A 24,577-nucleotide genomic window follows, 5' to 3' on the forward strand; every position below is an offset into this window, starting at 1 on the left:
TTTAATTTATGAAAAAAGCACTTAAACGCATGGCCGCGGCAGCGCTGGTGACCCTATCGGTACTCCGGGGGGGGGAAGCCTTTGCGCAGAACGCCGTGGACGGACGCGTGGTTGACGCCAACGGTGCACCGCTGGTGGGCGTGACCGTCCTGATCAAGGGAACGCAGTCGGGAACGGCCACGGGCGCCAACGGCAGCTACTCGATCAAGGTCCGGGAGGACCAGACGCTGGTCTTCTCCTACCTGGGTTACACGACCGTCGAGGAGTATGTCGGCAAACGCACGGCGATCAACGTCAAGATGACCGAAGAAGCCTCGCAGATCGGCGCCGTGGAGATCGTCAACATCGGCTACGGAACCACTACGCGGCGCGACCTCACCGGATCGGTGGCCAAGGCCGACCTGGGAACGATGATGAAGGCCAACGTCACCAACTTCGACCAGGCGCTGGGCGGACGCATCGCCGGCGTGGTCGTCACCACGGGCGACGGCTCGCTGGGCGCCGAAGCCAATATCACCATCCGCGGAAACAACTCGCTCACGCAGAGCAACGCCCCGCTCTACATCATCGACGGATTCCCGTCCGAAGGGTCGTTCGCCGCGTCGATCAACCCCGCGGACATCGAGTCGATCGACGTGCTGAAAGACGCTTCGGCGACCGCCATCTACGGAGCGCGCGGAGCCAACGGCGTCATCGTGATCAACACCAAGCGCGGCAACGAGGGCAAGCCCACGGTGAACTTCAGCGCCTCGTTCTCCCTGAACAAGATCGCCAACAAGGCCGACCTGATGGGTTCCTACGAGTTCGTCCGGCTTCAGAGCGAACTGATCAGCGAGGACACGATGAACAAAAGCTATTTCAGCGAAGGGCTGACGCTCGACGACTACCGCACCATCCCGGGCATCGACTGGCAGGATCAGCTCTACCGCACGGCTTTCCAGCAGAACTACAACGTTTCGCTCTCGGGCGGCAACAAGGAGGGCCTGCGCTACAACGTGGGCTTCTCGGCGCTCGACCAGGACGGCATCATCATCCGTTCGAACTTCCAGCGTTACCAGGGCAAGGCCAACTTCACGCTGCCCATCTCGAAAAAACTCACGCTGAACGCCAACGCCAACTATTCGCGCACGGCGACCAACGGCGTGACCCCCACCACGGCGCAGACCACCTCGTCGTCGTCGGGCTGGCTGATGTACTCGGTCTGGGGCTACCGCCCCGTAACGCCTCCCGGGCAGGACATCCTCGACTCGATGCTCGACGAAGCCGTAGACGGATCGAACGACTACCGTTTCAACCCGGTGAAGACCGCCAAGAACGAATACCGCAAGACGCTGGTGGACTATCTCAACGCCAACATGGCGCTGACGTGGAAGATCACCCCCGACCTGACGTTCAAGGCCACGGGCGGCTACGTCCTGAACAAACGCCGCCGCGAGGAGTTCAACGGCAGCGAAACCTACACGGGCTACGCCGGCTCGCCCAGCGGCAAGGGCGTCAACGGCGCCATCTACTGGACCGACCAGACGAGCTGGTCGAACGAAAACACGCTCAACTATAAGAAGCGTGTCGGGCGCAGCCACAACCTCGACCTGATGGCGGGACTCTCGCTCCAGGGACAGAAGAACACCTACGACGGCGTTGCGTCGACGCAGATCACCTCCGAGGAGCTGGGCATCGCGGGCATCCACACGGGCAACTACCAGAAGGTCCAGAGCAACTACTACGACTGGCGGATGATGTCGGCCTTCCTGCGCGCCAACTACAACTTCCGCTACAAATACTACTTCACCTTCTCGTTCCGCGCCGACGGCTCGTCGAAATTCCCCTCCGACAACCGCTGGGGCTACTTCCCCTCGGCCGGCCTTTCGTGGAACTTCAACCGCGAGAACCTGCTGAAGAAGAGCGACTGGATGAGCAACGGCAAACTGCGCCTCTCGTGGGGCCTGACGGGTAACAACCGCACGCAGACCCCCTACGACTTCTACTCGCAGATCACCGTCAACCCGGGTTCGGGCAGCTCGCTCGACTACGTGTTCGGCGGCGAGCGCGTGCCGGGCTACTACGTCTCGAACATGGCCAACGAACGGCTCAAGTGGGAGACCACCGAGCAGTGGAACGCGGGTCTCGACCTCGGGTTCTTCGAGGACCGCATCAAGGTGACGGCCGACTGGTACGACAAAGTGACGCGCGACCTGCTGCTCTACGCCCTGCTGCCCGCCTCGTCGGGCTTCGAGCAGGGGATGCTCAACATCGGCAAGATCCGCAACCGCGGCTTCGAGCTGACGCTCGAGACGGTGAACGTCAAGACCCGTCAGTTCCAGTGGTCCACGTCGTTCAACATCGCCTTCAACCGCAACCGGATCCTCGGGCTGGTCGACGGACAGAACACGCTCCAGAGTTCCGTATCGTGGGAGACGCGCTTCAACTCGCAGTTCCCCTACATCTCGCAGGTGGGCAAGCCCACGGGCATGATGTACGGCTTCATCTACGACGGGACCTACAAGGCCGAGGATTTCGACGACAAGGGCAACCTCGTCAGCGGCGTTCCCTCGTTCAAGGGCAACACGATGCAGCCGGGCGACATGAAATACCGCGACATGAACGGCGACGGGGTCATCGACGACTACGACCGCACGATCATCGGCTGCGGACAGCCCCTCAACACGGGCGGCTTCGGCAACAACTTCAACTGGAAGAATTTCGACCTGAACATCTTCTTCGCATGGAGCTACGGCAACGACGTATTGAACGCCAACCGGCTGGTCTTCGAGTCGGGCTGGAAGAGCCAGACCAACCAGCTGGCCTCCTACGCCAACCGCTGGTCGCCGGAGAATCCCACGTCGAACATTCCGCGCGTAAACGCCGTCGGCCGCGAGGAGTACTCGTCGCGCGTCATCGAGGACGGCTCGTTCCTGCGGCTGAAAAACGTCTCGCTGGGCTACACGCTGCCGAGCCGTTCGCTGCGCAAGGCGGGCATCAGCCAGATGCGCGTCTACGTCTCGGCCGACAACATCTGGACCCTGACGGGTTACAGCGGTCCCGACCCCGAGGTATCGACCCGCAATTCGGTGCTGACGCCCGGGTTCGACTGGTCGGCATATCCCCGCGCATTCGGCTTCACGGCCGGCGTAAACCTCACATTCTAACGGTTTAAACGCAACATTACGCCATGAAAATCAAAAGCATATTGAAACTGGGAACGCTGGCGCTGCTCACCGCGGCCCTCCCGGCGTGCAGCTTCCTCGACACCGATCCGCAGATCATCCCCGGCGAAGGCTACTACAACAGCGAACAAAAGCTGATCTACGGTCTGGCGGGCGTCTACGGCGTGCTGAACAGCGAAGCGCTCTACGGCAACTACTACTCGCTGCAGATCGCCAACGCCGACGACCTCTGCTACTTCAACAACTACAACAACAGCGAATCGCGTCCCGACCGCTACAACCACAGCGCCGGCACGGCGGCGATCTACGACGCCTGGTCGAAACTCTACGAGGGCATCAAGAACGCCAACCGCTACATCGAGGCCGTCGAAAAGACGGAGATCGACCCCGAGAAACTTTCGGTGGGCATCGAACTTTACATCGCCGAAGCGCGGTTCCTGCGCGCCTATTACCACTTCCTGCTGGCGCAGGCGTGGGGCGACGTGCCCCTGCGCGTCAAGGCGACCACCTCGCCCAACCCCAACGACGTGCAGATGGCCGCAACGCCGCAGGAGCAGGTGCTCAAATGGTGCGCCGACGAGATCGAAGCCACGATTCCCGACCTCTACGAACCCATCGACAACACCCCCTCGCGCGTCAGCCAGACCGTCGCCCAGGGCATCCTGGCCCGCGTCTACCTCTTCATGGCCGGCGAGAGCGTCAAGCAGATCGACGGACTGGACAAGAAGGAGATGTACCGCCGCGCCGCCTACTGGGCCAACGAGGTGATCTCCTCGCACAAGCACGACCTGAACGAGAGTTACGAGGAGGTCTTCATCAACATGATCCGCGACCAGTACGACACGCAGTACCACGAGTCGATGTGGGAGGCCGAATTCCTCGGCGACCGCACCAGCGCGACCGACTGGACGAACGGCCGCATCGGCGACCTGATCGGCCTGCGCTCGCAGTCGGGAACAACCAACTACTCGGAGTGGGCCTGCAACTACTCCTACGGCTATTACAACGGCTCCTACACCCTCTGGCAGCTCTACTGGGAGAACGACCGCACGGCCGACGAAACGGGCAGCGCCACGGTCATCGACAAGCGGCTGACGTGGAACCTGCCGGGCTACAACTACCGCGGGATGAACAACCAGAAAATCTCTTACAAGAACAAGGAGGGCGAGACCGTGACGCGCTACCTGCAACAGACGCAGAGCATGTTCAAGACGCCGTGGGTCTACAACAACAGTTTCGCCATGCCCGACATCGAAGGACTGGACCAGACGATCGAGGACGCGTTCGACCCCGCCGATCTGGTTTACGACCCGACGGTGATGTGCGCCGTCCGCAATGCCGGCAAATGGCGCCGTGAGACGGTCTACGAGAAACAGATGTCGGCCAAGAGCCTCTACACGACGATCAACTTCCCGATCCTTCGCTATGCCGACGTGCTGCTGATGTACGCCGAGGCGATCAACGAATACGCCGGGGCGCCGGACGACCAGGCCAAGGAGGCCGTCCGGGAAATCCGCCGCCGCGCGGGCGTCAAGACCGACGAGAGCCTGCTCGGCGACTACCGTTCGTTCCGCGACCTGGTGCGCAACGAACGCGGACGCGAACTGGCCTTCGAGGGGCTTCGCAAGTGGGACCTGATCCGCTGGGGCACGTTCGTCGAGCAGATGCACAACGCCGGAACCAACCAGCCGACGGAGAACAAGTACCGCAACGTCAGCTATACGAACTATGCGTCGGCGAACTACGCCAACGTGACGGCACGCCACATCTACCTCCCGATTCCGACCAAGGAGCTGGCGGTGAACCACGCGCTCAGACAGAACCCCTTATGGTAAAACGCTTAATTGCAGAGCATACGATGAATACGAAACGAATCACATACCTCGCGGCGACGCTGGCCCTTGCAACCGCGGCGGCCTCGTGCGAGCACGAAGAGATCTACGAGCCGCTGGAGTTCTCGGTACAGCTGGCGCCGACGAACACCTACCGCACGGGCGACCCGGTGGTCTTCAACTTCGGCGGCAACGCCGACTTCATCACCGTCTGGACGGGCGACCCGGGACACGAGTACAAGCACCGCAACCGCACGAAGGTCGACATCGCCGACATCGAGTCGTGCGAACTGGAGATCGAGATCAGCCAGCAGTACGGCACGCTGAACAATCTCGATCTGTTTGCGGGCAACAAATTCGCGGGACTGAACGGCAGCGATGCCGCCACCGACCGCCCCGTGGTCGAAGCCATTGCGGCGAACGACTGCGCCGACTGGACCAAATTGGAGTTCACGCCGAACAATGCGAACAAGTTCGAAACCTACACCTACGACATCACCCGGTTCGCCGACAGTTTTTCGTGGGGCATGCACCTTTTCTATCCGGACCCCAAGACCACGATGCGCACCTATCGGATCAACCCGAAGATCACGGTCAAGTTCAAGGGCCACGACACGCAGGTGTACAACTACCCGGACATGGAATTCGTCCCCTTCTCGCTGGCTTCGCAGCACGCCGACGACCCCTATATCCACAACGTATCGGGCAACGGCAACCTGAAATTCCAGGGCCAGCCGGGATCGAACAATACCGCCAATATCGTCTTCCAGGGCTTCAGCGCCGGGGCCTTCCCCGAAATCGACCAGTGGGCTTTCATGCAGCCCGTCGCGCTCAACACGATCTCGCCCGACACGGGCCAGAACATCAAGGGCGTGACCGACGACCTGCCGAGCTACTCGTACATCTACACCGAGCCGGGAACCTACACGGTGACCTTCATCGTCGCCGGCGGCAACTACCAGGGACAGTCGGCGCCCGCTCCCTACGAGGTGACTTTCACGGTGATCGACCCGATCGAATAACCCGTCCGAAAGCTTTCGCAAGCCCGCCCTTCCGCAAGAAAGGCGGGCTTTTTCACAACATCGGGTTGCATTTCTGCGTTCTTTTCAGTAACTTTGGAGGTGAAACTTAACCTTTAACAACCAAAACCGAAACAACCTCATCGTATGAAGGCTGAATTACAGGAAATAGCGTCGCAGTTCGCGCTGGAAGGCGCCATCACGGCAATCGACTCGCTGGGCGAGGGATTTATCAACGACACGTTCATCGTCCGCACGGCAGGCGATGCGCCGGATTACATCCTCCAGCGCAAAAACAAGAACATCTTTCCCGACGTTCCGGCCATGATGGAGAACATCCGCAAAGTGACGGATCACATCCGCCGCCGCGTCGCAGCCGCCGGAGGCGACCCCAAACGCGAGGCGATGACGGTCGTCGCGACCCACGACGGGAAACTCTGCCACGTGGACGCGCAGGGCGAATACTGGGCCGTTTCGGTTTTCATCGGCGACACGATCGCCTACAACAAGGCCGACTCCCCGGAACTGGCCCGCAAGGGCGGCGAGGGCATCGGCAAGTTCCAGGCCCAGCTGGCGGACTTCACCGAGCCGCTGGCCGAGACGATCAAGGGCTTCCACAACATCCGCCACCGCTTCGTGCAGTGGGACGAGGCGCTGCGCCGCGACGCCGCGGGCCGCGTTAAGGATTTGAAGGAGGAGATCGGCTGGATCGAATCGCGCCGCGACGAGATGCTCGCCTTCTGGTCGAAGGTCGAGGACGGCACGATCCCCACGCGCGTGACCCACAACGACACGAAGATCAACAACATCCTCTTCGACAAGCAGGGCGAGGTGCTGTGCGCCATCGACCTCGACACGGTGATGAACTCCACGTCGCTCAACGATTTCGGCGACGCCATCCGCTCCTACACCAACACGGGCGACGAAGACGACCGCGACCTTTCGCGCGTCGGCATGTCCCTCGAAATGTTCCGCGCCTATACCGAAGGCTATCTGTCGCAGCGAGCCGGACAGCTCAACCAGGCCGAAATCGACCACCTGGCCTTCTCGGCCCGTTACATCACCTTCGAACAAGTGCTGCGCTTTTTGATGGACTACATCGACGGCGACACCTATTACAAGACGAAATACCCCGAGCACAACCTCGTGCGCACGCACGCCCAGTACAAGCTGCTGCAAAGCATGGAAGAGCAGTACGGCACGATGTGTGAAATCGTACGGGAAACCGTCGCCAAATACAAATAAGGAATGGAAATTCGCAAGATAGCAGGCATCGAGCCCGACGACCGGGCCGCCGTGGACGAGGCATTCGCCGGAATCGAACCCCGACCGGTGGCGTGCTGCAACTGGCCCGCGGAATTTCCCTATGCCCCGGAAGTCAGCTTCCGGATGTTCCATACGGGCGACTGGCTGATGCTGCGCTTCGACGTTGCCGAACGCTACACGGCTGCGCTCGTCACGGAGGACAACGGCGAGGTGTGGACCGACTCGTGCGCGGAGTTCTTCATCGCGCCCGACGAGGGGATGTACTACAACTTCGAAACCACCTGCATCGGGCGGATGCTCCTCGGGGCACGCAAGTCGCGGACCGAGGCCGAACACGCCTCGCCCGAGGTGCTGGCAGGCGTAAAACGCTACACGACGCTTCCCGGCGAGCCTTTCGCCGAGCGCGAGGGCGACAACCGCTGGTCGCTCACGCTGGCCATCCCCCCGCAGGCGCTTTTCCGCCACGGACTGACCGACTGGAGCGGCCTCAAGGCCCGCATGAACCTCTACAAGTGCGGCGACAACCTCTCGCACCCCCATTTCCTCTCGTGGCGGCCGATCCAAACGGAGAAGCCCGATTTCCACCGTCCCGAGTTTTTCGAGCAGGTGACGTTTGAGAAGTAGAAAAAGACTAAAACAATATCGAATCATGAACAACAAGTATTCACTCCCCAAAGACGGCGGTCTGATTTCCGAATCGGCTCCGCGCGACATCATCCATCGTTACGAGAAGATCCACACCAAGGTCTACGAAAACGAGTACGAAGGTGTGCAGTACGTCGCCGACAACATCGTCAAGGCGATCCGCATGTACAACGAAATCCACTGCTCGAACGAGGTCTACGAGGAGTCGCAGCCCTTCGTGCTGGGCCTCACCACGGGCCGCACGCCGCTGGGTCTCTACCGCGAGCTGGTCAAACGCCACCAGGAGGGGCAGATCAGCTTCCGGAACGTCGCCGTTTACAGCCTCGACGAGTTCTACCCTATCCGATCGACCGAACAGCAGAGCCGCAACTACCGCATCCACGAGGAGTTCCTCAACCACATCGACATCCTGCCCGAGAACGTGCACATCCCCGACGGCACGGTTCCCGAGGACCGCGTTTCGGAATACTGCGCTTCGTACGACCACTCGGTGCGCCGCATCGACCTGATGATCATCGGCGTCGGCGAGGACGGCCAGATCGGCTTCAACGAGCCGGGGTCCTACTCCCGGTCGCGCACGCGGCTGGTGCAGCTGACCTACAACACCCGCAAAATCCAGTCGGGCGCTTTCTTCGGGCTGGAGAACACGCCCAAGATGGCGATCACGATGGGCATCGACACGATCATGCGCGCCAACCGCATCATCCTGATGGCCTGGGGCGAGGAGAAGGCCCACATCGTCCAGCGGGTCGTCGAGGGCGAGATCACGGATCAGGTTCCCGCCTCGTACCTGCAGGCGCACCAGAACATCGAGGTGGTGATCGACGACAACGCCGCGCAGCTGCTCACCCGCGAGCAGACGCCGTGGATGGTGGGTCCCTGCGAGTGGACGCCGAAATTCGTCCGCAAGGCCGTGGTATGGCTCTGCGGCGTGGTGAAGAAGCCCATCCTGAAACTCACCTATAAGGATTACATCGAAAATTCGCTGGGCGAACTGCTCGAACAGGGCCGCGCCTACGACCAGATCAACATCGACGTCTTCAACGACCTCCAGCACACCATCACGGGCTGGCCGGGCGGCAAGCCCAACGCCGACGACTCGACGCGCCCCGTGCCTTCGTCGCCCTTCCCCAAACGGGTGATCGTCTTCTCGCCGCATCCCGACGACGACGTGATCTCGATGGGCGGTACGTTCATCCGCCTCGTGCAGCAGGGACACGACGTACACGTGGCCTACGAAACCTCGGGCAACGTGGCCGTGCACGACGACGTGGTGCTGCAAAACATCGACACGGCGCGCGAGCTGGGCTACGGCAACCACTACGCCGAGGTCGAGAAGATCATCGCCGGCAAGAAGAAGGGCGAACCCGAGCCGCGTCCGCTGCTCGACCTGAAGGGCGCCATCCGCCGCGCCGAAGCACGTGCCGCCGTGCGCTCGTTCGGTCTGAACCCCGACACCAACGCCCACTTCCTCAACCTGCCGTTCTACGAAACGGGCGGCATCAAGAAGGGCCAGCTCACGGAGAAGGACATCGAAATCATCGTCAATCTGCTGCGCGAAATCAAGCCTCACCAGATCTACGCTGCCGGCGACCTTGCCGACCCCCACGGCACGCACCGTACGGCCATGGAAGCCATTCTGGGCGCCCTCGAAGTCGTGAAGGACGACGAGTGGCTGAAGGAGTGCCACCTGTGGCTCTACCGCGGCGCCTGGATGGAGTGGGACCTCGGCATGGTGGACATGGCCGTACCCCTGTCGCCCGACGAGCTGATCATGAAGCGCCACGCCATCTACCGCCACCTCTCGCAGAAGGACATCATGCCCTTCCCGGGCAGCGACCCCCGCGAGTTCTGGCAGCGGGCCGAGGAGCGCACGCAGAACACCGCAAGACTCTACGACCAGCTCGGCATGGCCGAATACCAGGCTATCGAGGTATTTGTAAAGATGTTTTAGAAACATCTTTACAAATGCCAAAACATAAAAAACAAAACACACCATCCCATGCGCTTAATCATTGAAAATACCCCGCAGCAGGTAGCCCAGTGGGCCGCCAATTACATCATCGCCCAGATCAAGAACAAGGAGCAGCACACCTCGTCGCCCTTCGTGCTGGGCCTGCCTACCGGCTCGACCCCGCTGGAGACCTACAAAGAGCTGATCCGCCGCCACAAAACGGGCGAAGTGTCGTTCAAGAACGTCATCACGTTCAACATGGACGAGTACGTGGGTCTCCCCGAGGAGCATCCCGAAAGCTACCACTCGTTCATGTGGAACAACTTCTTCAAGCACGTCGACATCAAGCCCGAGAACGTCAACATTCTCGACGGCAACGCCGACGACCTGGCCAAGGAGTGCGCCGACTACGAGGCCCGCATCGTCGAGGCCGGAGGCATCGACCTCTTCATGGGCGGCGTGGGCGAAGACGGGCACATCGCCTTCAACGAGCCGTTCTCGTCGCTCAACTCCCGCACGCGCCTCAAGACGCTGACGCAGGACACGATCCAGGTCAACGCCCGGTTCTTCGGCGGCGACATCTCGCTCGTGCCGAAAACCGCGCTGACGGTCGGCGTGGGCACGGTGCTGTCGGCCAAGAAGGTGCTGATCCTCGCCACGGGCCACAAGAAAGCCCGCGCGGTGCGCCACGGCGTCGAAGGCTCCTACAACCATCAGTGGACCATCTCGGCCCTCCAGGTGCACCCCAACGGCATCCTGGTCTGCGACGATCCGGCCGCCGAGGAGCTGCGCGTGGCCACCTACCGCTACTTCAAGGACATCGAGCGCGAAAACCTGATCTCGAAATAAGCGCATTCCCGGTACGAAAAAATCCCGCAGGGCCTGCCCTGCGGGATTCTGTTGCTTCCATAGCCCGGATAAAGAACTCCCGGCGTCATTTTACGGCCGGATTATTTGCCGAATGCCGGAAAAATTTTATCTTTGTAGAGCATTGCTTATACGGAGAAATCGTGGGAGCGTCACTCAAAGACATAGCCTGCAAACTCAACCTCTCGAAGACGACCGTTTCATGGGTCCTCTCAGGGCAGGGCGACAAAAAAGGGATCAGCGCAAAGACGCAGAGCCGCGTGCTGGCCTGCGCCCGCTCCCTGGCATACGAACCCAACCTGCTGGCCCGAAGCCTCAACACGGGCGTATCGAAAACCATCGGACTGATCCTGCCCTCGATTTCGGACACCTTCTTCGCCCACATCGCCGACCGGATCGAGTCGGAAGCCGAGCAGGAAGGCTACTCGCTGATGATCGCCGGTTCGAATTCCGAAACCGAGCGGGAAAACGCCCTGATACGGCTTTTCCGGTCGAAGAAGGTCGACGGCATCATCATCGCCCCGGCCGACGCTTCGGGACGCGAAGTCGACCGCCTCGCGGAGAGCGGCTGTCCGGTCGTGCTGTTCGACCGCTGCCTCGCGAAAACGGATGCCGGCTGCGTGGTGATCGACAACGAGGCAGGCAGCCATGCGCTGGTCCGCCATCTCACGGCCCGGGGATTCCGCAAAATCGCCATCATCACGACCTTTCCCCACCTCCCGACGATGGAGCTGCGGTACAGGGGCTATCTCCGTGCGCTGGCGGAAGCGGGACTGCCCGCCGATCCCCGTCTCTACGGAGAGGTTGCCTACGCCGGCTACCGGCAGCACGTCTGCGATACGCTCGACCGCATCCTCGGCACGGTTCCCGACACCGACGCCTTTTTCTTCACCACGCATATCCTCGCCACCGAGGCCCTGCGCTATTTCCACGACCGGGGCATCGGCATCAGCGACGGGCGTCCGGGGCTTGCCTGCATGCACGAAGACCCGCTTTTCCGTCTGGCCGCGCCCCGGATGAGCGTCGCCCGCTTCCCCGTCGAAGAGATCAGCGCCCACGCCGTGCGCATCCTGCTGCGGCAAATCCGCGAAAACCATTCGCCCGGCTCCGTCCGCCCGACTCCCGAATCGGTAGTGCTGCCCTGCCGCATAGAGTTCCGGGACGAATAAACTCCCGTTCCACCCGGACAGCCCGGCCCCGGTCGTCCCCGGTTCCCCGATACGAAAGACCCGCAAAACAATGAAGTCCTGCGGGTCTTTCTCCGGAAACTAATCTCTAAATTACTTCTCGGCAATCAGTCCGATTTCGTCGACACAGAAATAAGCCGGGCAGTTCAGATAATTGCCGCTCATATCGTTCGACTGAACCTTGAAACGCAGTTCGTCCACCTCGCCCAGCGACGAACAATCGACCTTCACCCAGTCGGCGGCAATGTTTTCACCCTCGATGAGCGTCTGTTCCACGCTACCGCCCTCGGCATTTTTGAGATACCCCGTCACAACGACTTTGAACCAGTAATTCTCAACACGGCTGGTATATTGCGCCGCCACGGTCGCATTGGCCAGGTACAAATAGGCCACTTTGCGCGGCTCGGTAAATTCAATCTTCGGCGTATGGTAATTGTAAACCCCGTAGCCATTGTCATAAGCGATTGCAAACGTAGCGCTTGCATTGGCTCCGGCCGTCGCCCAGGCGGAAAATCCATCCTTGCTGTAATCGGCCGAACCGCCGTTGCTCCTCTTGCTGAAGTTCTGCGAAAGGACAAATCCGCCCCAAACGTCGGAAGCTCCATAGGAACTATATTTGTTGTCGGTGAAATAAGACCCGAATCCGATCTTTTTATCGGCCGTCGTAAAGAGCAGGCCGTCGAAATAAGTTCCGTTGAAATCCTCGTCCATCATATACTCCTTACCGCACAACACATTGCTAAAGTCACCGCCGGCCCAGTCCCCGGCAATCGTAACATCGCGCAATTCAACGGGCATTTCAGCCACATCGAGCATCCCTTCGCTCTTTTCAAAAGAAATTACGTCGTAACGAGGTTCCACCGTATTGTCCTCGTCCGAGCAGGCGGCCAAAGCGAAGGCCGCAAATGCGAAAAGCAAGAGTTTTTTCATCTTTCGTTTGATTTTAAGTATGTTCGTAAAATAAAAAATCCGGTCCCGGAACCTCCCGGAATCGAACCTTTTTCACGTCCATACCCGCATTTCAGCCACGAAATACCAAGACTTGCGATGCTCCGTTCTCCGCAGACACACCCCGAAAAAAGATTCTTCCTCGTCGGGAAGCTGCAAGGCAGGTCTTCTGGCTCGTCCCTGCCGCAACGCCTTCCCGGTCCTCTCGGACCAGTGGCTTTCAGCGTGTCGCGGCAACTTTCGGAACTTACAGCAACGGGAACTGCTGCCGATTTTCACGGCATTCCCATTTAATCACACGGGGCCTTGCCCGGCCCTTTGTGAACCATTGCGGTGCAAATTTAGGAAATAAATTCGTATCTTTGCCCCTGCAAACATAAAATTCGAAAAAATTATGAAGCACGCATACGTATTCCCGGGCCAGGGCGCCCAGGCCGTCGGAATGGGCAAAGACCTCTACGACAAGGTTCCGGCTGCGAAGGAACTCTTCGAGAAAGCCAACGAGATTCTCGGTTTCCGCATCACCGACATCATGTTCGCCGGTACGGACGAGGAGCTGAAGCAGACCCGTGTCACCCAGCCCGCCGTATTCCTCCACTCGGTCGTCATGGCCAAGGCGCTGGGCGTGAAGCCCGATGCCGCCGCCGGACACTCGCTCGGCGAATTCTCGGCCCTCGTGGTTGCCGGCGCCCTCTCGTTCGAGGACGGCCTGAAACTCGTATCGAAGCGCGCAATGGCCATGCAGGCCGCCTGCGAGGCCCAGCCGGGAACGATGGCCGCCATTCTCGGCCTCGAAGACAAGGTCGTGGAGGAAATCTGCGCTTCGACCGACGGCGTGGTCGTCGCCGCCAACTACAACTGCCCGGGCCAGCTGGTGATCTCGGGCGCCGTGGAGGCCGTAGACGCCGCCTGCGAAAAGGCCAAGGCCGCCGGAGCGCGTCGTGCGCTGCGCCTGCCGGTGGGCGGAGCGTTCCACTCGCCGCTGATGGAGCCAGCCAAGCAGGAACTCGAAAAGGCCATTGCCGAAGCACCGTTCCAGACGCCCGTGTGCCCGATCTACCAGAACGTCGACGCCAAGCCTTATACCGACCCCGCCGCCATCAAGGCCAACCTGATCGCCCAGCTGACGGCCCCCGTGCGCTGGACCTACATCGTGAAGAACATGCTGGCCGACGGCGTGACGGAATTCACCGAACTCGGCCCCGGCAGCGTGCTGCAGGGACTCATCCGCAAGGTGGACCCCAACGCAGTTGTGGAATCGAAATCGACTTTATAAAACAAAAAGTCCCGCTTAAAAATTAACGCCCTGAAAATCAGGGCGTTAATTTTTCATCTCTCATTTTGAAGCAAAATTTATTAAATTTTATTAAAAACTTGTTGCATTTATTAAAGATACTCATTATATTTGCAGAGTTAGTTAAAAATGAGACTGGAAGGATGACATCACTTACCGAATTTTTCAACAAACACGAAGACGACGCCCTGAAGGGCATTACGCACAAAAACAGCATCATCAAGCGCAACATCATTGCGCACATGGCTGTCAACGGAGAATGCACGCTTTCGGAGCTTACCAAAGAGCTTCACATCAGTGTCCCCACGATCACCAAACTGGTCCAGGAGCTGGTCGACGAGAACATCGTGACGGACCTGGGCAAGGTGGAAACCCCGGGCGGACGGCGCCCCAACATCTTCGGCCTGGCCAACTCGGCGATCTATTTCGCCGGGGTGAACGTCGGTCGTGACAACATGCGCTTCCTGATCACCGACCTGCAGAACAACATCATCAAGGAGGAGAACGACTTCACGTTCGAGTTGCTCGACCGTCCGCAGTGCATCGAGCGCATCTGTTCGGGCATCGAGAACTTCATCGCCACATGCGGCATCGACCGGGGCAAGATTCTCGGGCTGGGCGTCTGCATGACGGGGCGCGTGAATCCCGACACGGGCCGCAGTTACAAATACTTCACGTCGAGCGAACAGTCGCTGCGCGACTTGCTCGAAGAGCGCGTCGGCATCCGCGTACTGCTGGAGAACGACACCCGCGCCCGCTGCTATGCCGAGTACACATGCGGCAAGTCGAAGGACGAGAGCAACGTGCTCTACCTCCACATGGGCCGCGGCGTGGCCATCGGCATCGTGGTCGACGGACAGCTCTACTACGGCAAGAGCGGTTTCGCGGGCGAGTTCGGGCACATCCCCTTCTTCGACAACGAGATCATCTGTTCGTGCGGCAAGAAGGGCTGCCTCGAAACCGAAGTTTCGGGTATCGCCATCGAGGACAAAATGTGCCATCTGATCCAGAAGGGCGTGAACACCATCCTCAAGGAGAAATACGACCAGCAGAAGACCATCCATATCGACGACATCATCGCCGCGGCGAAGAATGACGACAACCTTTCGATCGAACTGATCGAGGAGGCGGGCGAGAAGGTCGGCAAGGCCGTTGCGTTCCTGATCAACACGTTCAATCCCGAGACGGTCATCGTCGGCGGCAACCTCGCGGCGGCGGGCGACTACATCATGCTGCCGCTCAAATCGGCGACGAACAAATATTCGCTCAACCTGGTGTACAAAGACACCAAGTTCCGCGTGTCGAAGATGACCGAGAATGCCAACGCCTGGGGCGTGGCCATGCTTATCCGGAACAAGATCATCGGCCTGTAATGAACATCGAGGGCCGCACCATCCGCCTGCGGGCCGTGGAGCCGGGCGACGTCGACCTGATGTACGAGTGGGAGAACGACTGCGACATCTGGCCGGTCAGCGGTACGACGGAGCCGTTCTCGCGCCATCAGCTGGAACGCTTCGTCGAACGGCAGCAGGGCATCGCCGGGGTGCTCTGCGACGGACAGCTGCGGCTGATCATCGAGACGCTGTCAAGTTCCAAACCGGTCGGGGCGATCGACCTGTTCGAATACGACCCGATCCACCGCCGGGCGGGCGTCGGCATCCTCATCTACGAACAGAGCGACCGGGGACGCGGCTACGCCTCCGACGCCGTGGAGACCCTCTGCCGCTATGCACACGATACGCTGCGCGCGCATCAGTTGTGGTGCAACGTCGGGGCCGACAACGAAGCGAGCCTGCGCCTGTTCCGCAACGCCGGATTCACCGAGATCGGCACGAAGCGCGATTGGCAGTGGCGGGCCGACGGCTACCACGACGAAGTGATGCTGCAAAAAATGCTGGAATAGCCACCTCCGGCATATAAAAATCCCGATACTCGTGAGTATCGGGATTTTTCATTCGGCAGTTCGACAGCGGTTACAGCCGGCGCGAACCGTCGGAGATCACAACGTCGTAAACCTTCGGTTCGTGGCCGTATTTGGCATTGAACTTCTCCTTGGCCGTGGCGATGAACTTGTCGTAAAGTTCGTCCTTCACCAGGTTGATCGTGCAGCCGCCGAAACCGCCGCCCATGATGCGCGAACCCGTCACGCCGCACTCCTCGGCGACCTCCGCCAGGAAGTCCAGCTCCTCGCACGACACCTCGTAGTCCTTCGACATGCCCCAGTGGGTCTCGTACATGCGCTTGCCGACGGTCTCGTAGTCGCCCTTTTCGAGCGCCTCGCACACATCCAGAACGCGCTTTTCCTCGCCGATCACATAGCGGGCACGCTTGTAATCCTCCTCCGAAATCTGATCTTTGATAGCTTCAAGCTGCTCCATCGTGGCGCCGCGCAGGAACTCCTGGCCCAGCACTTTCGCAACGCGCTCGCACGAAGCGCGGCGGTCGTTGTACGGAGAGCCTACCAGTTCGTGCTTCACGCGCGAATCCAGCAGCACCAACTTATAGCCCTTCGGGTCGAACGGGAAGTAGGCATACTCCAGCGAACGGCAGTCCAGACGGATCAGGTTGCCCTTCTTTCCGAAAACCGAGGCGAACTGGTCCATGATGCCGCAGTTTACGCCGCAGTAGTTGTGTTCGGTCGACTGGCCGATCTTCGCCAGTTCGAACTTGTCGATACCGCAGTTATAGAGGTCGTTCAGCGCAAAGGCATAGGTCGACTCCAGCGCTGCCGACGACGACATGCCGGCGCCCAGGGGCACGTCTCCGGCAAACACCGTGTCGAAGCCGCCGATCTTGCCGCCGCGCTTCTGAATCTCGCGGCAGACGCCGAAGATGTAGCATGCCCAGCTCTCGGCCGGTTTGTCCGCCTCGTTCAGACCGAACTCCGAGCTTTCGCCCAGGTCGAGCGCATAGGCGTGCACCCTGTCCGTGCCGTTGAGCCGGATCGCTGCGACAATCCCCTTATCGACCGCCCCCGGGAAGACGAAGCCCCCGTTGTAGTCCGTGTGCTCGCCGATCAGGTTGATGCGGCCCGGAGAGGCGAACAGGATAGCTCCCTCGCCGTAAAGTTCGTTGAATTTCTTGCTGACTTTTTCTTTCATGGCTCTTATTTTGTGGTTTTAAGTTTGAGTATCCGGAATCGGATTGCACGAAGATAGGAAAAAATCCGTGACGCCCGGCATAATTTTGTTTCAATTAACAATAAAAATCGACCTTTTCGCGCCCGAAATGCCCGAAAACGGCTGCGGTGACATCTCTATGAAAACAAAAGTTTTGATTCCCTTTCGACTTGTAAATCCGGAAATGTTTGCTACCTTTGTAATGGTTTCGTTTCAGAAGTCACCAACTAACATTTCAAACGATATGACAAAAAACCTCATTTTGGCCGCCGCCATGCTGTTAGCAGGGGGCGCCGTCGTCGCCCAACCCAAGGTAATCGCGCACCGCGGTTACTGGACCGCCCCCGAATCGGCGCAGAACTCGATCGCTTCGTTCACGAAAGCCGACGCCATCGGTGTCTTCGGCTCGGAAATCGACGTATGGCTCACCGCCGACGACAAACTGATCGTCAACCACGACCGGGTTTACAAAGGCACGGACGTCAACATGGAGAAATCCACCGCCAAGGAGATCACGGCCATCGTGCTGCCCAACGGCGAGAACATCCCCACGTTCGACGCCTACCTGAAGCTCGTCGCCTCGAAACCCGACACGCGCCTGATTCTCGAAATGAAGTCGCTTTCGGATTACAACCGCGAGGACCTCGCCGCCAAAAAGATCGTCAAGCAGCTCAAGAAATACGGCGTGCTGGACCGTACGGAGATCATCGCCTTCTCGATCAACGCCTGCATGGCATTCAAGAAGCTCATTCCCGACACCAAAATCTACTACCTCAACGGCGACCTGGCTCCCAAGAGCATCAAGAAACTGGGGCTGTCCGGCATCGACTACTCGATGAAGGTGCTCCGCAAAAATCCCGAATGGGTGAAGCAGGCCCACGACCTGGGACTCGAAGTCAACGTCTGGACCGTGGACGAAGAGGCGGACATGAAATATTTCATCGACCTGGGCGTGGATTACATCACCACCGACTACCCCGAGCGTCTGCAGGCCCTGCTGAAGAAATAGGGGTTCCCATAATTAAGAGAAATGAGCAGCTGAATAGCTTGCTCATTTCTCTTAATCAACGAATAACTTTAAAATTGGAAAAGACTTGTCATCGTAACGAATACAATCAACTTTTTCTAAAACCGGATCATATTTAAAAAAAAGGACATCAGCCATATGAATGGTAGAAAAAATGCTTTCTTCGTCAAAAAGAAAATTTTTAAAGCCAAAAGATTGTGCTTCCCGTTTTAATTGAATATCTTTTATTCCACTAATAAATAAAACATCACTAGTTTCTTTTTCTATATCCTTTAATGATGTATACAAACTAGATAAACAAGATCGACAAACATTCGGAGATATATAAGCGACATATACATCTTGCATATTCACAGCATATAACGTTCCCAGATTCTTTACATGTGAAATAATGTTTTCATCAACTCGTATTTGAGAAAAACTTTTATTTATATAAGATGCATAAGACTTATTTATACCACACAATTGCTCTAACCCATCAATCAACCTCCGATTACAAATTATCTGAAAGACATTTACAAAAAATAATATGAATACAAGAGCAATAAATAAACGAAATATGTATTTATTTTTAATCATATTTTAATTATTACAATTGCATTCAGCATCCGCTTTGACCTTCACAGATTTCGAATCGACACGTCGTATATCCCCAACAACATCCCGTTTTCACATTCCAAGCCCCCTTACCCTCTTCCGGACAATTTACAGCTTGGTCTCGCCTGTGATCTTCATCGCCAGGCCCTTCTCCCCACGCTAAAGCCTCGACATTCTCCAGTAATAGTTTTACCGTTTTTACCTTTTTGTAATTTACGCCTAACGTAATAGCAGCTATAACAATAATAGCCACAACATAAAAGAAATTTGCTTTCATAGTTTTGCAGTTTAGATTAATAATAAGGTTCTATTCAAATTTAATTTTAACAATTATCGGATTATCGTCCTCATTAAGATGCAAATGCTGAACAGTCATCAGATACGCTAACATAGGATCCAAATTTTCAGTATTTACAGAAGGATCGAGATATTTATCGAATACACCATAAAAAAATTCCTCGTCCGAACCTACGATGAAAAAAGGTGTTGTTTCGAATTTATCTCCGCTGTTCCAATTGATTCCTTGCATAATGTCTTTATCGACCAAAAAATAATAGATTCTATTGTAAGGGCCAAATGCCGACAAAAACAACTTCTTTTTGGTTTCCTGAATATTAAAAGGAAGTTTAAAATAATCGGAAGCCATAAATTTTTCCAAGTTCAACCAAGGATTTTGAACATTCTGAAATGAAAATAATGGAGGAATATTCTCATTTCCGAAATGAATCTTTACTTTTTTAGATAATCCATGATTCGAAATACAATAACAGATATTTTCATTTTCTTGCGGTTTCAACAGATAAGTATTATCAAAATTCTGTGTTACGAACGGAATCATATTCATATTAATATTGAAATCCATCCGTAACAACTCTTCCTCGACCAATTTTCCTTTTTTATCGAATCGTTTCAAACAATAAAACGGATTTTTTAGATTGCTTTCATCGCTCGGATTAGGCACATACAAGTAAAAGCCGTTATCATCAGCCGGAATTAAAGCCGAGGCATTCGGAATTTTCAATTTAGGAGAGTGCGTTGAAACAGTCTCAATATATTTACCTGTGGTAAGATCATATTTTATAATTGCATTCATATGGTTTAAACACCATAGTTCGGTATGATCTTTATTTAGGCTAATGTCATATATTTTAAGATATTCACCGGGTCCACGTCCTACATTACCATATTGTCTTTGGAATTCCCCCTTATTACTAAATCGATATAAACGCGTTCCATCCATTAAAATAAAATTCCCCTTCTTATCCAAAAGAAGTTTTGTAATTCCCGTAACAACAATTGAGTCCGGAGACGACAGATTAATTACTTCCACTCGATTAACATATTTATCAATTTGATCGATTGACTTTGTTATTTTAAGTGGATTAATTTCCGGGATATCCATCGTTACTTTTGGCCTACATCCTTGAAGTCCCAGAATCAAACATCCGATTATAAATTTGTTGATACCCATACAGCTATTAATAAATATTATATACAAATACATAACAAAATATACAATTTTAAGCCGATTATTTAGAAATAAAAACTTGCCCCAAGACAATAAATGCCTTGGGGCAAGTTTTTCTCCAAATAAACTACAATCTCAGACATCCACCACCGTCACCTCGATGCCGCGCTCGCGCAGGCGGTCCAGGTAAAGCTGCTGCACGCCGCTGTCGGTGATGATGCGGTCTACAGCCTCCAGGTCGCAGATCTTGCTGAATCCGCGGCGGCCGAATTTCGACGAATCGGCCAGCACCACGACCTTCTGCGCGGCATTGATCATCGCATCGTTCAGCGAGGCTTCGAGCATGTTGGTCGTCGTCAGACCGAACTCCGTGTCGATACCGTCCACGCCGACGAACAGTTTGCTGCAATTGAAGTTGCGGAGCATCGCCTCGGCAAAGGGACCCACGACCGACACCGAACTGCTGCGGGTGATACCGCCCAGCTGGAGGACATCCACATCGGCGTGCTGCGAGAGGATCTGGGTCACGGGAACCGCTGCCGTGATGACCGTCAGGTGACCGACGGGCTTGATCTCCCGGGCCAGGAAAGCCATCGTCGTTCCCGAAGCGATGATGATCGAATCGTCCTGCGAGATCAGCGCCGCAGCGGCCGCGCCGATGGCCCGCTTCTCGGCCACGTTCTTCTTCTCCTTTTCGTTGACGTGACGGTCGCTGATATAGGGACTTATGAGGATGGCGCTGCCGTGGGTGCGGTAGAGCTTCTTCTGCTGTTCGAGGTAGGACAGGTCCTTGCGGATGGTCACTTCCGAAACCTTGAAAAGCTCGGAGAGCTGCGTCACCGAAATCGAACCGTTCTGCTGCAACAGCGAGAGGATGCGGCTGTGCCGTTCCGGAAGGCTCAAAATGGGTTCTTCACCTGGTTTGTTCATGCGCAATTAAAATTTTAAAGTTTCGAGAGACTAATATAGGAAAAATATTCGAAACACGCACATTTCGCCGCGAATATTTTCCTTCCCGGCAGAAATAAAGCGTCCGATCAGAATATTTCAAATTAAAAGCCATTTTATTTTGAAATAGCCGAAATCATTTGTACTTTTGTTCCGAAACGAAATCAATCAACAAACCGATACTTATGGAAAGAGCATCACAAATCAAAAAGCTGTCCGACAAGGGCAAAATCTGGGACATGGTAGTCGTAGGCGGCGGTGCGACCGGACTGGGCGTCGCGGTGGACGCAGCCACGCGCGGCATGAGCGTAGCCTGCCTGGAGAAGACCGACTTTGCGAAATGTACGTCGAGCCGTTCGACCAAACTCGTGCACGGCGGCGTGCGCTACCTGCAAAAGGGCGACGTGATGCTGGTGCTCGAAGCGTTGCGCGAGCGCGGCCGCATGAAGGCCAACGCCCCGCACCTGGTGAAGGACCAGGCGTTCGTCATCTCGAACTACCGCTACTGGGACAACTTCCTCTACTTCTGCGGCCTGACCTTCTACGACCTGCTTTCGTTCGGCTTCGGCTACGGACGTTCGAAGTACATCTCCGCCAAGAAGGTGATGAAATACATCCCCACTTCGGTCGAAAAGGGACTGAAGGGCGGCGTGGTCTACCACGACGGTCAGTTCGACGACTCGCGCATGGCCATCAACCTCGCCCAGACCTGCGTCGAGAACGGCGGCACGGTCGTCAACGAGGCCACCGTGACGGGCATCCTGCACAATGAGGCGGGCAAGGTCGCCGGCGTGAAGTTCGTCGACAACACCACCGGCGAGGAGTATACGGTCAAGGCGCGCAGCGTCGTGAACGCCGCCGGCTGCTTCGTCGACGACATCATGCACATGGACAGCCCCGAACACCGCAAGATGGTCACCCCGAGCCAGGGCGTGCACATCGTACTGGACATGAAATTCCTGCAAAGCGACTATGCGATCATGGTTCCCAAGACCTCGGACGGCCGCGTGCTGTTCGCCGTGCCCTGGCACGACAAGGTCGTGGTCGGAACCACCGACATCGTGCGCCCCACTCCGGAGGAGGAGCCGCGTCCGCTGAAGGAGGAGATCGACTTCATCCTCGGTACGGCGGGACTCTACATGAACCCGGCCCCCACCTACAAGGACATCCTCTCGGTATTCGCGGGCCAGCGTCCGCTGGCGGCGCCCAAGAAAGAGGGCAAGAACACGAAGGAGATTTCGCGCAGCCACAAGGTCATCACCTCGGACAACGGCCTGGTGACGATCACCGGCGGCAAATGGACCTCCTACCGCCTGATGGCCGAGGACACGGTGGACAAGGCCATCGAGGTAGCGGGCCTTCCCGAGCGCAAGTGCGTGACCAAGAAATTCCATATCCACGGCTACCGCAAGAATCCCAACCTCGCCGACCATATGTACGTTTACGGTTCGGACGAGCCGAAGATCCTGAACCTGATCAAGGAGAACCCGGCGCTGGGCGAAAAACTCTCGCCGAAGTTCGGCTACACGCTGGCCGAGGTGGTATGGGCCGTGCGCGAAGAGATGGCCCTTTCGGTCGAGGACGTGCTGGCGCGCCGCGTGCGGCTGCTTTTCGTCGACGCCCGCGAGGCGATGGCCGCCGCCCCGAAGGTCGCCGAAACGATGGCCCGCGAACTGGGCCGCGACCAGGCATGGATCGATGCGCAGGTCGAAAGTTTCACGAAGATGGCAAAAAATTATATCTTTGAGGAAAATTAAAACCGCCTGAATCCCCGAAACCCGAATATCCCCGAAGCCCCGTCCTGCAAAGGAGGGGCTTTGGAGGTAAAAACCAAAACTATAACAACTTGAACATGTGGAAATTACTACAACCCCCTGCGTATAGACCGGAAATGGAGGCCGACAAGGTCGATGCGAAGTACAAACGCATGCGTCTGCAGGTATTCCTCGGCATCTTCATCGGATATGCCGGCTTCTACATCGTCCGGAAGAATTTCTCGATGGCGATTCCCGAGCTCACGCTGCTCGGATTCGACCAGAGCGAGTTGAGCATCGTCCTCTCGATGAACGCCGTGGCCTACGCCCTTTCCAAATTCCTGATGGGAAGCGTCTCCGACCGCAGCAATGCGCGCGTATTCCTGCCGCTGGGACTGGTCCTGGCCGCCGTGGCGATGATGTTCATGATCGTCCCGGTAACGCTGCTCGGCCCGGAGCACAAGCGGCTGGCCATCATCCTCATGGCGGTCCTGAACTTCCTGGTGGGCTGGTTCAACGGGATGGGCTGGCCTCCGTGCGGCCGCGTCATGACCCACTGGTTCTCGATCAAGGAACGCGGCACGAAGATGTCGATCTGGAACTGCGCCCACAATGTGGGCGGAGCGCTGGTAGGCCCGATGGCCGTTTACGGCGCCATCTGGTTCGGCTCCTGGTTCTACGGAAGCCACTCGGAATTCTACTTCCTGATAGGCACTTACCTCTTCCCGGCGGTCGTCGCCATCTTCATCGCCATCCTGGCCTACGTGCTGATCCGCGACACGCCGCAGTCGTGCAGCCTACCTTCGGTGGAGAAGTGGCGCAACGACTATCCGAAGAATTACAGCGCCAAGCAGGAAGAGGTGCTTTCGACGCGCGAAATTTTCTTCAAGTACGTTCTGAACAACAAACTGCTGTGGTTCATCGCCATCGCCAACGCCTTCGTCTACATGGTGCGCTACGGATGCCTCGACTGGGCGCCGACCTTTCTCCGCGACGCACAGGGCTACGACATCAAGCAGGCTGGCTGGGCCTATTTCGCCTACGAGTTCGCCGCCATTCCCGGCACGCTGGTCTGCGGCTGGTTGAGCGACAAGGTGTTCCACGGACGCCGGGCTGTCCCCACCATCCTTTTCATGGCGATCGTCGCAGTCTTCATCTTCCTCTACTGGCAGTTCTCGTCGAACTACGTCATCGTCACCATGTCGCTGATCGCCATCGGGTTCTTCATCTACGGCCCGGTCATGCTCATCGGCGTGCAGGCGCTCGACCTGGCCCCGAAAAACGCGGCCGGAACGGCGGCCGGACTGACCGGATTCTTCGGCTATTTCCTCGGAACGGCCATCCTGGCCAATATCGTGATCGGCTCCGTGGCCGAAAAGGCCGGCTGGGACTGGACATTCATCCTGCTCATCGCAGCCTGCTTCCTCTCGATCCTCTTCATGGCCTTCACATACAAGGGGGAAAAGGAAGTTCTCGGTCAGAAATAGC

General features: G+C 57.1%; 20 protein-coding genes and 1 riboswitch. Of the genes, 14 read left to right on the top strand and 6 right to left on the bottom strand.

Going from position 1 to position 24,577, the window contains the following annotated elements; genetic code table 11:
* Positions 1 to 8 precede the first annotated feature (8 nt).
* The 8 genes from ACGHP5_RS01550 (at position 9) to ACGHP5_RS01585 (ending at position 11,916) form a co-directional block, all read left to right on the top strand.
* The gene (locus tag ACGHP5_RS01550) at positions 9 to 3,146 is read left to right on the top strand and encodes a SusC/RagA family TonB-linked outer membrane protein (protein WP_390567892.1); all 3,138 of its coding nucleotides are present in this window, start codon (positions 9 to 11) and stop codon (positions 3,144 to 3,146) included.
* Between the two features lie 23 nt (positions 3,147 to 3,169).
* Complete coding sequence (locus ACGHP5_RS01555; protein WP_295904687.1) at positions 3,170 to 4,999, top strand: RagB/SusD family nutrient uptake outer membrane protein; 1,830 nt, start codon at positions 3,170 to 3,172, stop codon at positions 4,997 to 4,999.
* Between the two features lie 23 nt (positions 5,000 to 5,022).
* Complete coding sequence (locus ACGHP5_RS01560) at positions 5,023 to 6,018, top strand: DUF5017 domain-containing protein (protein ID WP_290531715.1); 996 nt, start codon at positions 5,023 to 5,025, stop codon at positions 6,016 to 6,018.
* Between the two features lie 144 nt (positions 6,019 to 6,162).
* The gene (locus ACGHP5_RS01565) at positions 6,163 to 7,260 is read left to right on the top strand and encodes a phosphotransferase enzyme family protein (RefSeq protein ID WP_295904681.1); all 1,098 of its coding nucleotides are present in this window, start codon (positions 6,163 to 6,165) and stop codon (positions 7,258 to 7,260) included.
* A gap of 3 nt (positions 7,261 to 7,263) precedes the next feature.
* A complete protein-coding gene (locus ACGHP5_RS01570; protein ID WP_390567893.1) occupies positions 7,264 to 7,905 on the top strand; it encodes a carbohydrate-binding family 9-like protein in 642 nt (213 codons plus the stop codon).
* Between the two features lie 25 nt (positions 7,906 to 7,930).
* Positions 7,931 to 9,880: a 6-phosphogluconolactonase gene (locus ACGHP5_RS01575; RefSeq protein ID WP_290531718.1), complete on the top strand. Its 1,950-nt coding sequence runs from the start codon at positions 7,931 to 7,933 to the stop codon at positions 9,878 to 9,880.
* Between the two features lie 48 nt (positions 9,881 to 9,928).
* Entirely contained in the window at positions 9,929 to 10,729 is an 801-nt protein-coding gene (gene nagB, locus ACGHP5_RS01580; protein ID WP_290531719.1) for a glucosamine-6-phosphate deaminase, read from the top strand.
* A gap of 161 nt (positions 10,730 to 10,890) precedes the next feature.
* Positions 10,891 to 11,916, top strand: coding sequence for a LacI family DNA-binding transcriptional regulator (locus ACGHP5_RS01585; protein ID WP_337772034.1), 1,026 nt, complete (start codon positions 10,891 to 10,893; stop codon positions 11,914 to 11,916).
* A gap of 111 nt (positions 11,917 to 12,027) precedes the next feature.
* On the opposite strand, the gene ACGHP5_RS01590 is transcribed toward ACGHP5_RS01585, so the two are convergent.
* On the bottom strand, positions 12,028 to 12,864 hold the full coding sequence (locus tag ACGHP5_RS01590; protein WP_337772032.1) for a DUF4465 domain-containing protein: 837 nt from the start codon (positions 12,862 to 12,864) through the stop codon (positions 12,028 to 12,030).
* 159 nt (positions 12,865 to 13,023) lie between these two features.
* Positions 13,024 to 13,227: riboswitch (cobalamin riboswitch) on the bottom strand.
* Positions 13,228 to 13,276: 49 nt separating this feature from the next.
* Here ACGHP5_RS01590 and fabD point away from each other — a divergent pair.
* The 3 genes from fabD (at position 13,277) to ACGHP5_RS01605 (ending at position 16,079) form a co-directional block, all read left to right on the top strand.
* Positions 13,277 to 14,158 (top strand): ACP S-malonyltransferase, encoded by an 882-nt coding sequence (gene fabD / locus ACGHP5_RS01595; RefSeq protein WP_295904665.1) that lies wholly within the window; start codon positions 13,277 to 13,279, stop codon positions 14,156 to 14,158.
* Positions 14,159 to 14,319: 161 nt separating this feature from the next.
* Positions 14,320 to 15,549, top strand: coding sequence for an ROK family transcriptional regulator (locus ACGHP5_RS01600; RefSeq protein ID WP_290531723.1), 1,230 nt, complete (start codon positions 14,320 to 14,322; stop codon positions 15,547 to 15,549).
* Positions 15,549 to 16,079 (top strand): GNAT family protein, encoded by a 531-nt coding sequence (locus ACGHP5_RS01605; RefSeq protein ID WP_337772028.1) that lies wholly within the window; start codon positions 15,549 to 15,551, stop codon positions 16,077 to 16,079. The genes ACGHP5_RS01600 and ACGHP5_RS01605 overlap by 1 nt, the downstream gene beginning before the upstream one ends.
* A 70-nt stretch (positions 16,080 to 16,149) precedes the next feature.
* Here the strand turns inward: ACGHP5_RS01605 and galK are convergent, their stop codons facing one another.
* A complete protein-coding gene (galK, locus tag ACGHP5_RS01610) occupies positions 16,150 to 17,277 on the bottom strand; it encodes a galactokinase (protein ID WP_337772027.1) in 1,128 nt (375 codons plus the stop codon).
* A gap of 262 nt (positions 17,278 to 17,539) precedes the next feature.
* Between galK and ACGHP5_RS01615 the strand changes: the two genes are divergently transcribed.
* Positions 17,540 to 18,304, top strand: a complete 765-nt coding sequence (locus tag ACGHP5_RS01615; protein ID WP_290531726.1) for a glycerophosphodiester phosphodiesterase family protein — start codon at positions 17,540 to 17,542, stop codon at positions 18,302 to 18,304.
* Positions 18,305 to 18,355: 51 nt separating this feature from the next.
* Here the strand turns inward: ACGHP5_RS01615 and ACGHP5_RS01620 are convergent, their stop codons facing one another.
* From ACGHP5_RS01620 to ACGHP5_RS01635, 4 genes are all read right to left on the bottom strand, one after another.
* Positions 18,356 to 18,901 (bottom strand): hypothetical protein, encoded by a 546-nt coding sequence (locus ACGHP5_RS01620; protein WP_290531727.1) that lies wholly within the window; start codon positions 18,899 to 18,901, stop codon positions 18,356 to 18,358.
* A 22-nt stretch (positions 18,902 to 18,923) separates the two neighbouring features.
* Positions 18,924 to 19,196: an NVEALA domain-containing protein gene (locus ACGHP5_RS01625; RefSeq protein ID WP_290531728.1), complete on the bottom strand. Its 273-nt coding sequence runs from the start codon at positions 19,194 to 19,196 to the stop codon at positions 18,924 to 18,926.
* 30 nt (positions 19,197 to 19,226) lie between these two features.
* Positions 19,227 to 20,390 carry a 6-bladed beta-propeller gene (locus ACGHP5_RS01630; RefSeq protein WP_390567894.1) on the bottom strand — a complete coding sequence of 388 codons (1,164 nt, stop codon included), beginning with the start codon at positions 20,388 to 20,390 and terminating at the stop codon, positions 19,227 to 19,229.
* A 132-nt stretch (positions 20,391 to 20,522) separates the two neighbouring features.
* A complete protein-coding gene (locus ACGHP5_RS01635; protein ID WP_290531730.1) occupies positions 20,523 to 21,317 on the bottom strand; it encodes a DeoR/GlpR family DNA-binding transcription regulator in 795 nt (264 codons plus the stop codon).
* 203 nt (positions 21,318 to 21,520) lie between these two features.
* Here ACGHP5_RS01635 and ACGHP5_RS01640 point away from each other — a divergent pair, with 203 nt between their 5' ends.
* Together ACGHP5_RS01640 and pgtP are read left to right on the top strand one after the other, a co-directional pair.
* Positions 21,521 to 23,092, top strand: a complete 1,572-nt coding sequence (locus ACGHP5_RS01640; protein WP_337656595.1) for a glycerol-3-phosphate dehydrogenase/oxidase — start codon at positions 21,521 to 21,523, stop codon at positions 23,090 to 23,092.
* Positions 23,093 to 23,187: 95 nt separating this feature from the next.
* Entirely contained in the window at positions 23,188 to 24,576 is a 1,389-nt protein-coding gene (gene pgtP, locus ACGHP5_RS01645; RefSeq protein WP_290531732.1) for a phosphoglycerate transporter protein PgtP, read from the top strand.
* Position 24,577 lies beyond the last annotated feature (1 nt).

Origin of the sequence: Alistipes sp. i18-0019-D1 (assembly GCF_042852885.1) — a bacterium.
Taxonomy (GTDB): domain Bacteria; phylum Bacteroidota; class Bacteroidia; order Bacteroidales; family Rikenellaceae; genus Alistipes.

Bases quoted from the DNA above. Each gene is read 5' to 3' on its own strand.
- ACGHP5_RS01635 (WP_290531730.1), bottom strand. From the start codon at position 21,317: ATGAACAAACCAGGTGAAGAACCCATTTTGAGCCTTCCGGAACGGCAC.
- ACGHP5_RS01565 (WP_295904681.1), top strand. From the start codon at position 6,163: ATGAAGGCTGAATTACAGGAAATAGCGTCGCAGTTCGCGCTGGAAGGC.
- ACGHP5_RS01625 (WP_290531728.1), bottom strand. From the start codon at position 19,196: ATGAAAGCAAATTTCTTTTATGTTGTGGCTATTATTGTTATAGCTGCT.
- ACGHP5_RS01630 (WP_390567894.1), bottom strand. From the start codon at position 20,390: ATGGGTATCAACAAATTTATAATCGGATGTTTGATTCTGGGACTTCAA.
- ACGHP5_RS01620 (WP_290531727.1), bottom strand. From the start codon at position 18,901: ATGATTAAAAATAAATACATATTTCGTTTATTTATTGCTCTTGTATTC.
- ACGHP5_RS01575 (WP_290531718.1), top strand. From the start codon at position 7,931: ATGAACAACAAGTATTCACTCCCCAAAGACGGCGGTCTGATTTCCGAA.
- ACGHP5_RS01550 (WP_390567892.1), top strand. From the start codon at position 9: ATGAAAAAAGCACTTAAACGCATGGCCGCGGCAGCGCTGGTGACCCTA.
- ACGHP5_RS01600 (WP_290531723.1), top strand. From the start codon at position 14,320: ATGACATCACTTACCGAATTTTTCAACAAACACGAAGACGACGCCCTG.
- fabD (WP_295904665.1), top strand. From the start codon at position 13,277: ATGAAGCACGCATACGTATTCCCGGGCCAGGGCGCCCAGGCCGTCGGA.
- ACGHP5_RS01605 (WP_337772028.1), top strand. From the start codon at position 15,549: ATGAACATCGAGGGCCGCACCATCCGCCTGCGGGCCGTGGAGCCGGGC.
- ACGHP5_RS01590 (WP_337772032.1), bottom strand. From the start codon at position 12,864: ATGAAAAAACTCTTGCTTTTCGCATTTGCGGCCTTCGCTTTGGCCGCC.
- ACGHP5_RS01570 (WP_390567893.1), top strand. From the start codon at position 7,264: ATGGAAATTCGCAAGATAGCAGGCATCGAGCCCGACGACCGGGCCGCC.
- nagB (WP_290531719.1), top strand. From the start codon at position 9,929: ATGCGCTTAATCATTGAAAATACCCCGCAGCAGGTAGCCCAGTGGGCC.
- ACGHP5_RS01615 (WP_290531726.1), top strand. From the start codon at position 17,540: ATGACAAAAAACCTCATTTTGGCCGCCGCCATGCTGTTAGCAGGGGGC.
- ACGHP5_RS01560 (WP_290531715.1), top strand. From the start codon at position 5,023: ATGAATACGAAACGAATCACATACCTCGCGGCGACGCTGGCCCTTGCA.
- ACGHP5_RS01555 (WP_295904687.1), top strand. From the start codon at position 3,170: ATGAAAATCAAAAGCATATTGAAACTGGGAACGCTGGCGCTGCTCACC.
- pgtP (WP_290531732.1), top strand. From the start codon at position 23,188: ATGTGGAAATTACTACAACCCCCTGCGTATAGACCGGAAATGGAGGCC.
- galK (WP_337772027.1), bottom strand. From the start codon at position 17,277: ATGAAAGAAAAAGTCAGCAAGAAATTCAACGAACTTTACGGCGAGGGA.
- ACGHP5_RS01640 (WP_337656595.1), top strand. From the start codon at position 21,521: ATGGAAAGAGCATCACAAATCAAAAAGCTGTCCGACAAGGGCAAAATC.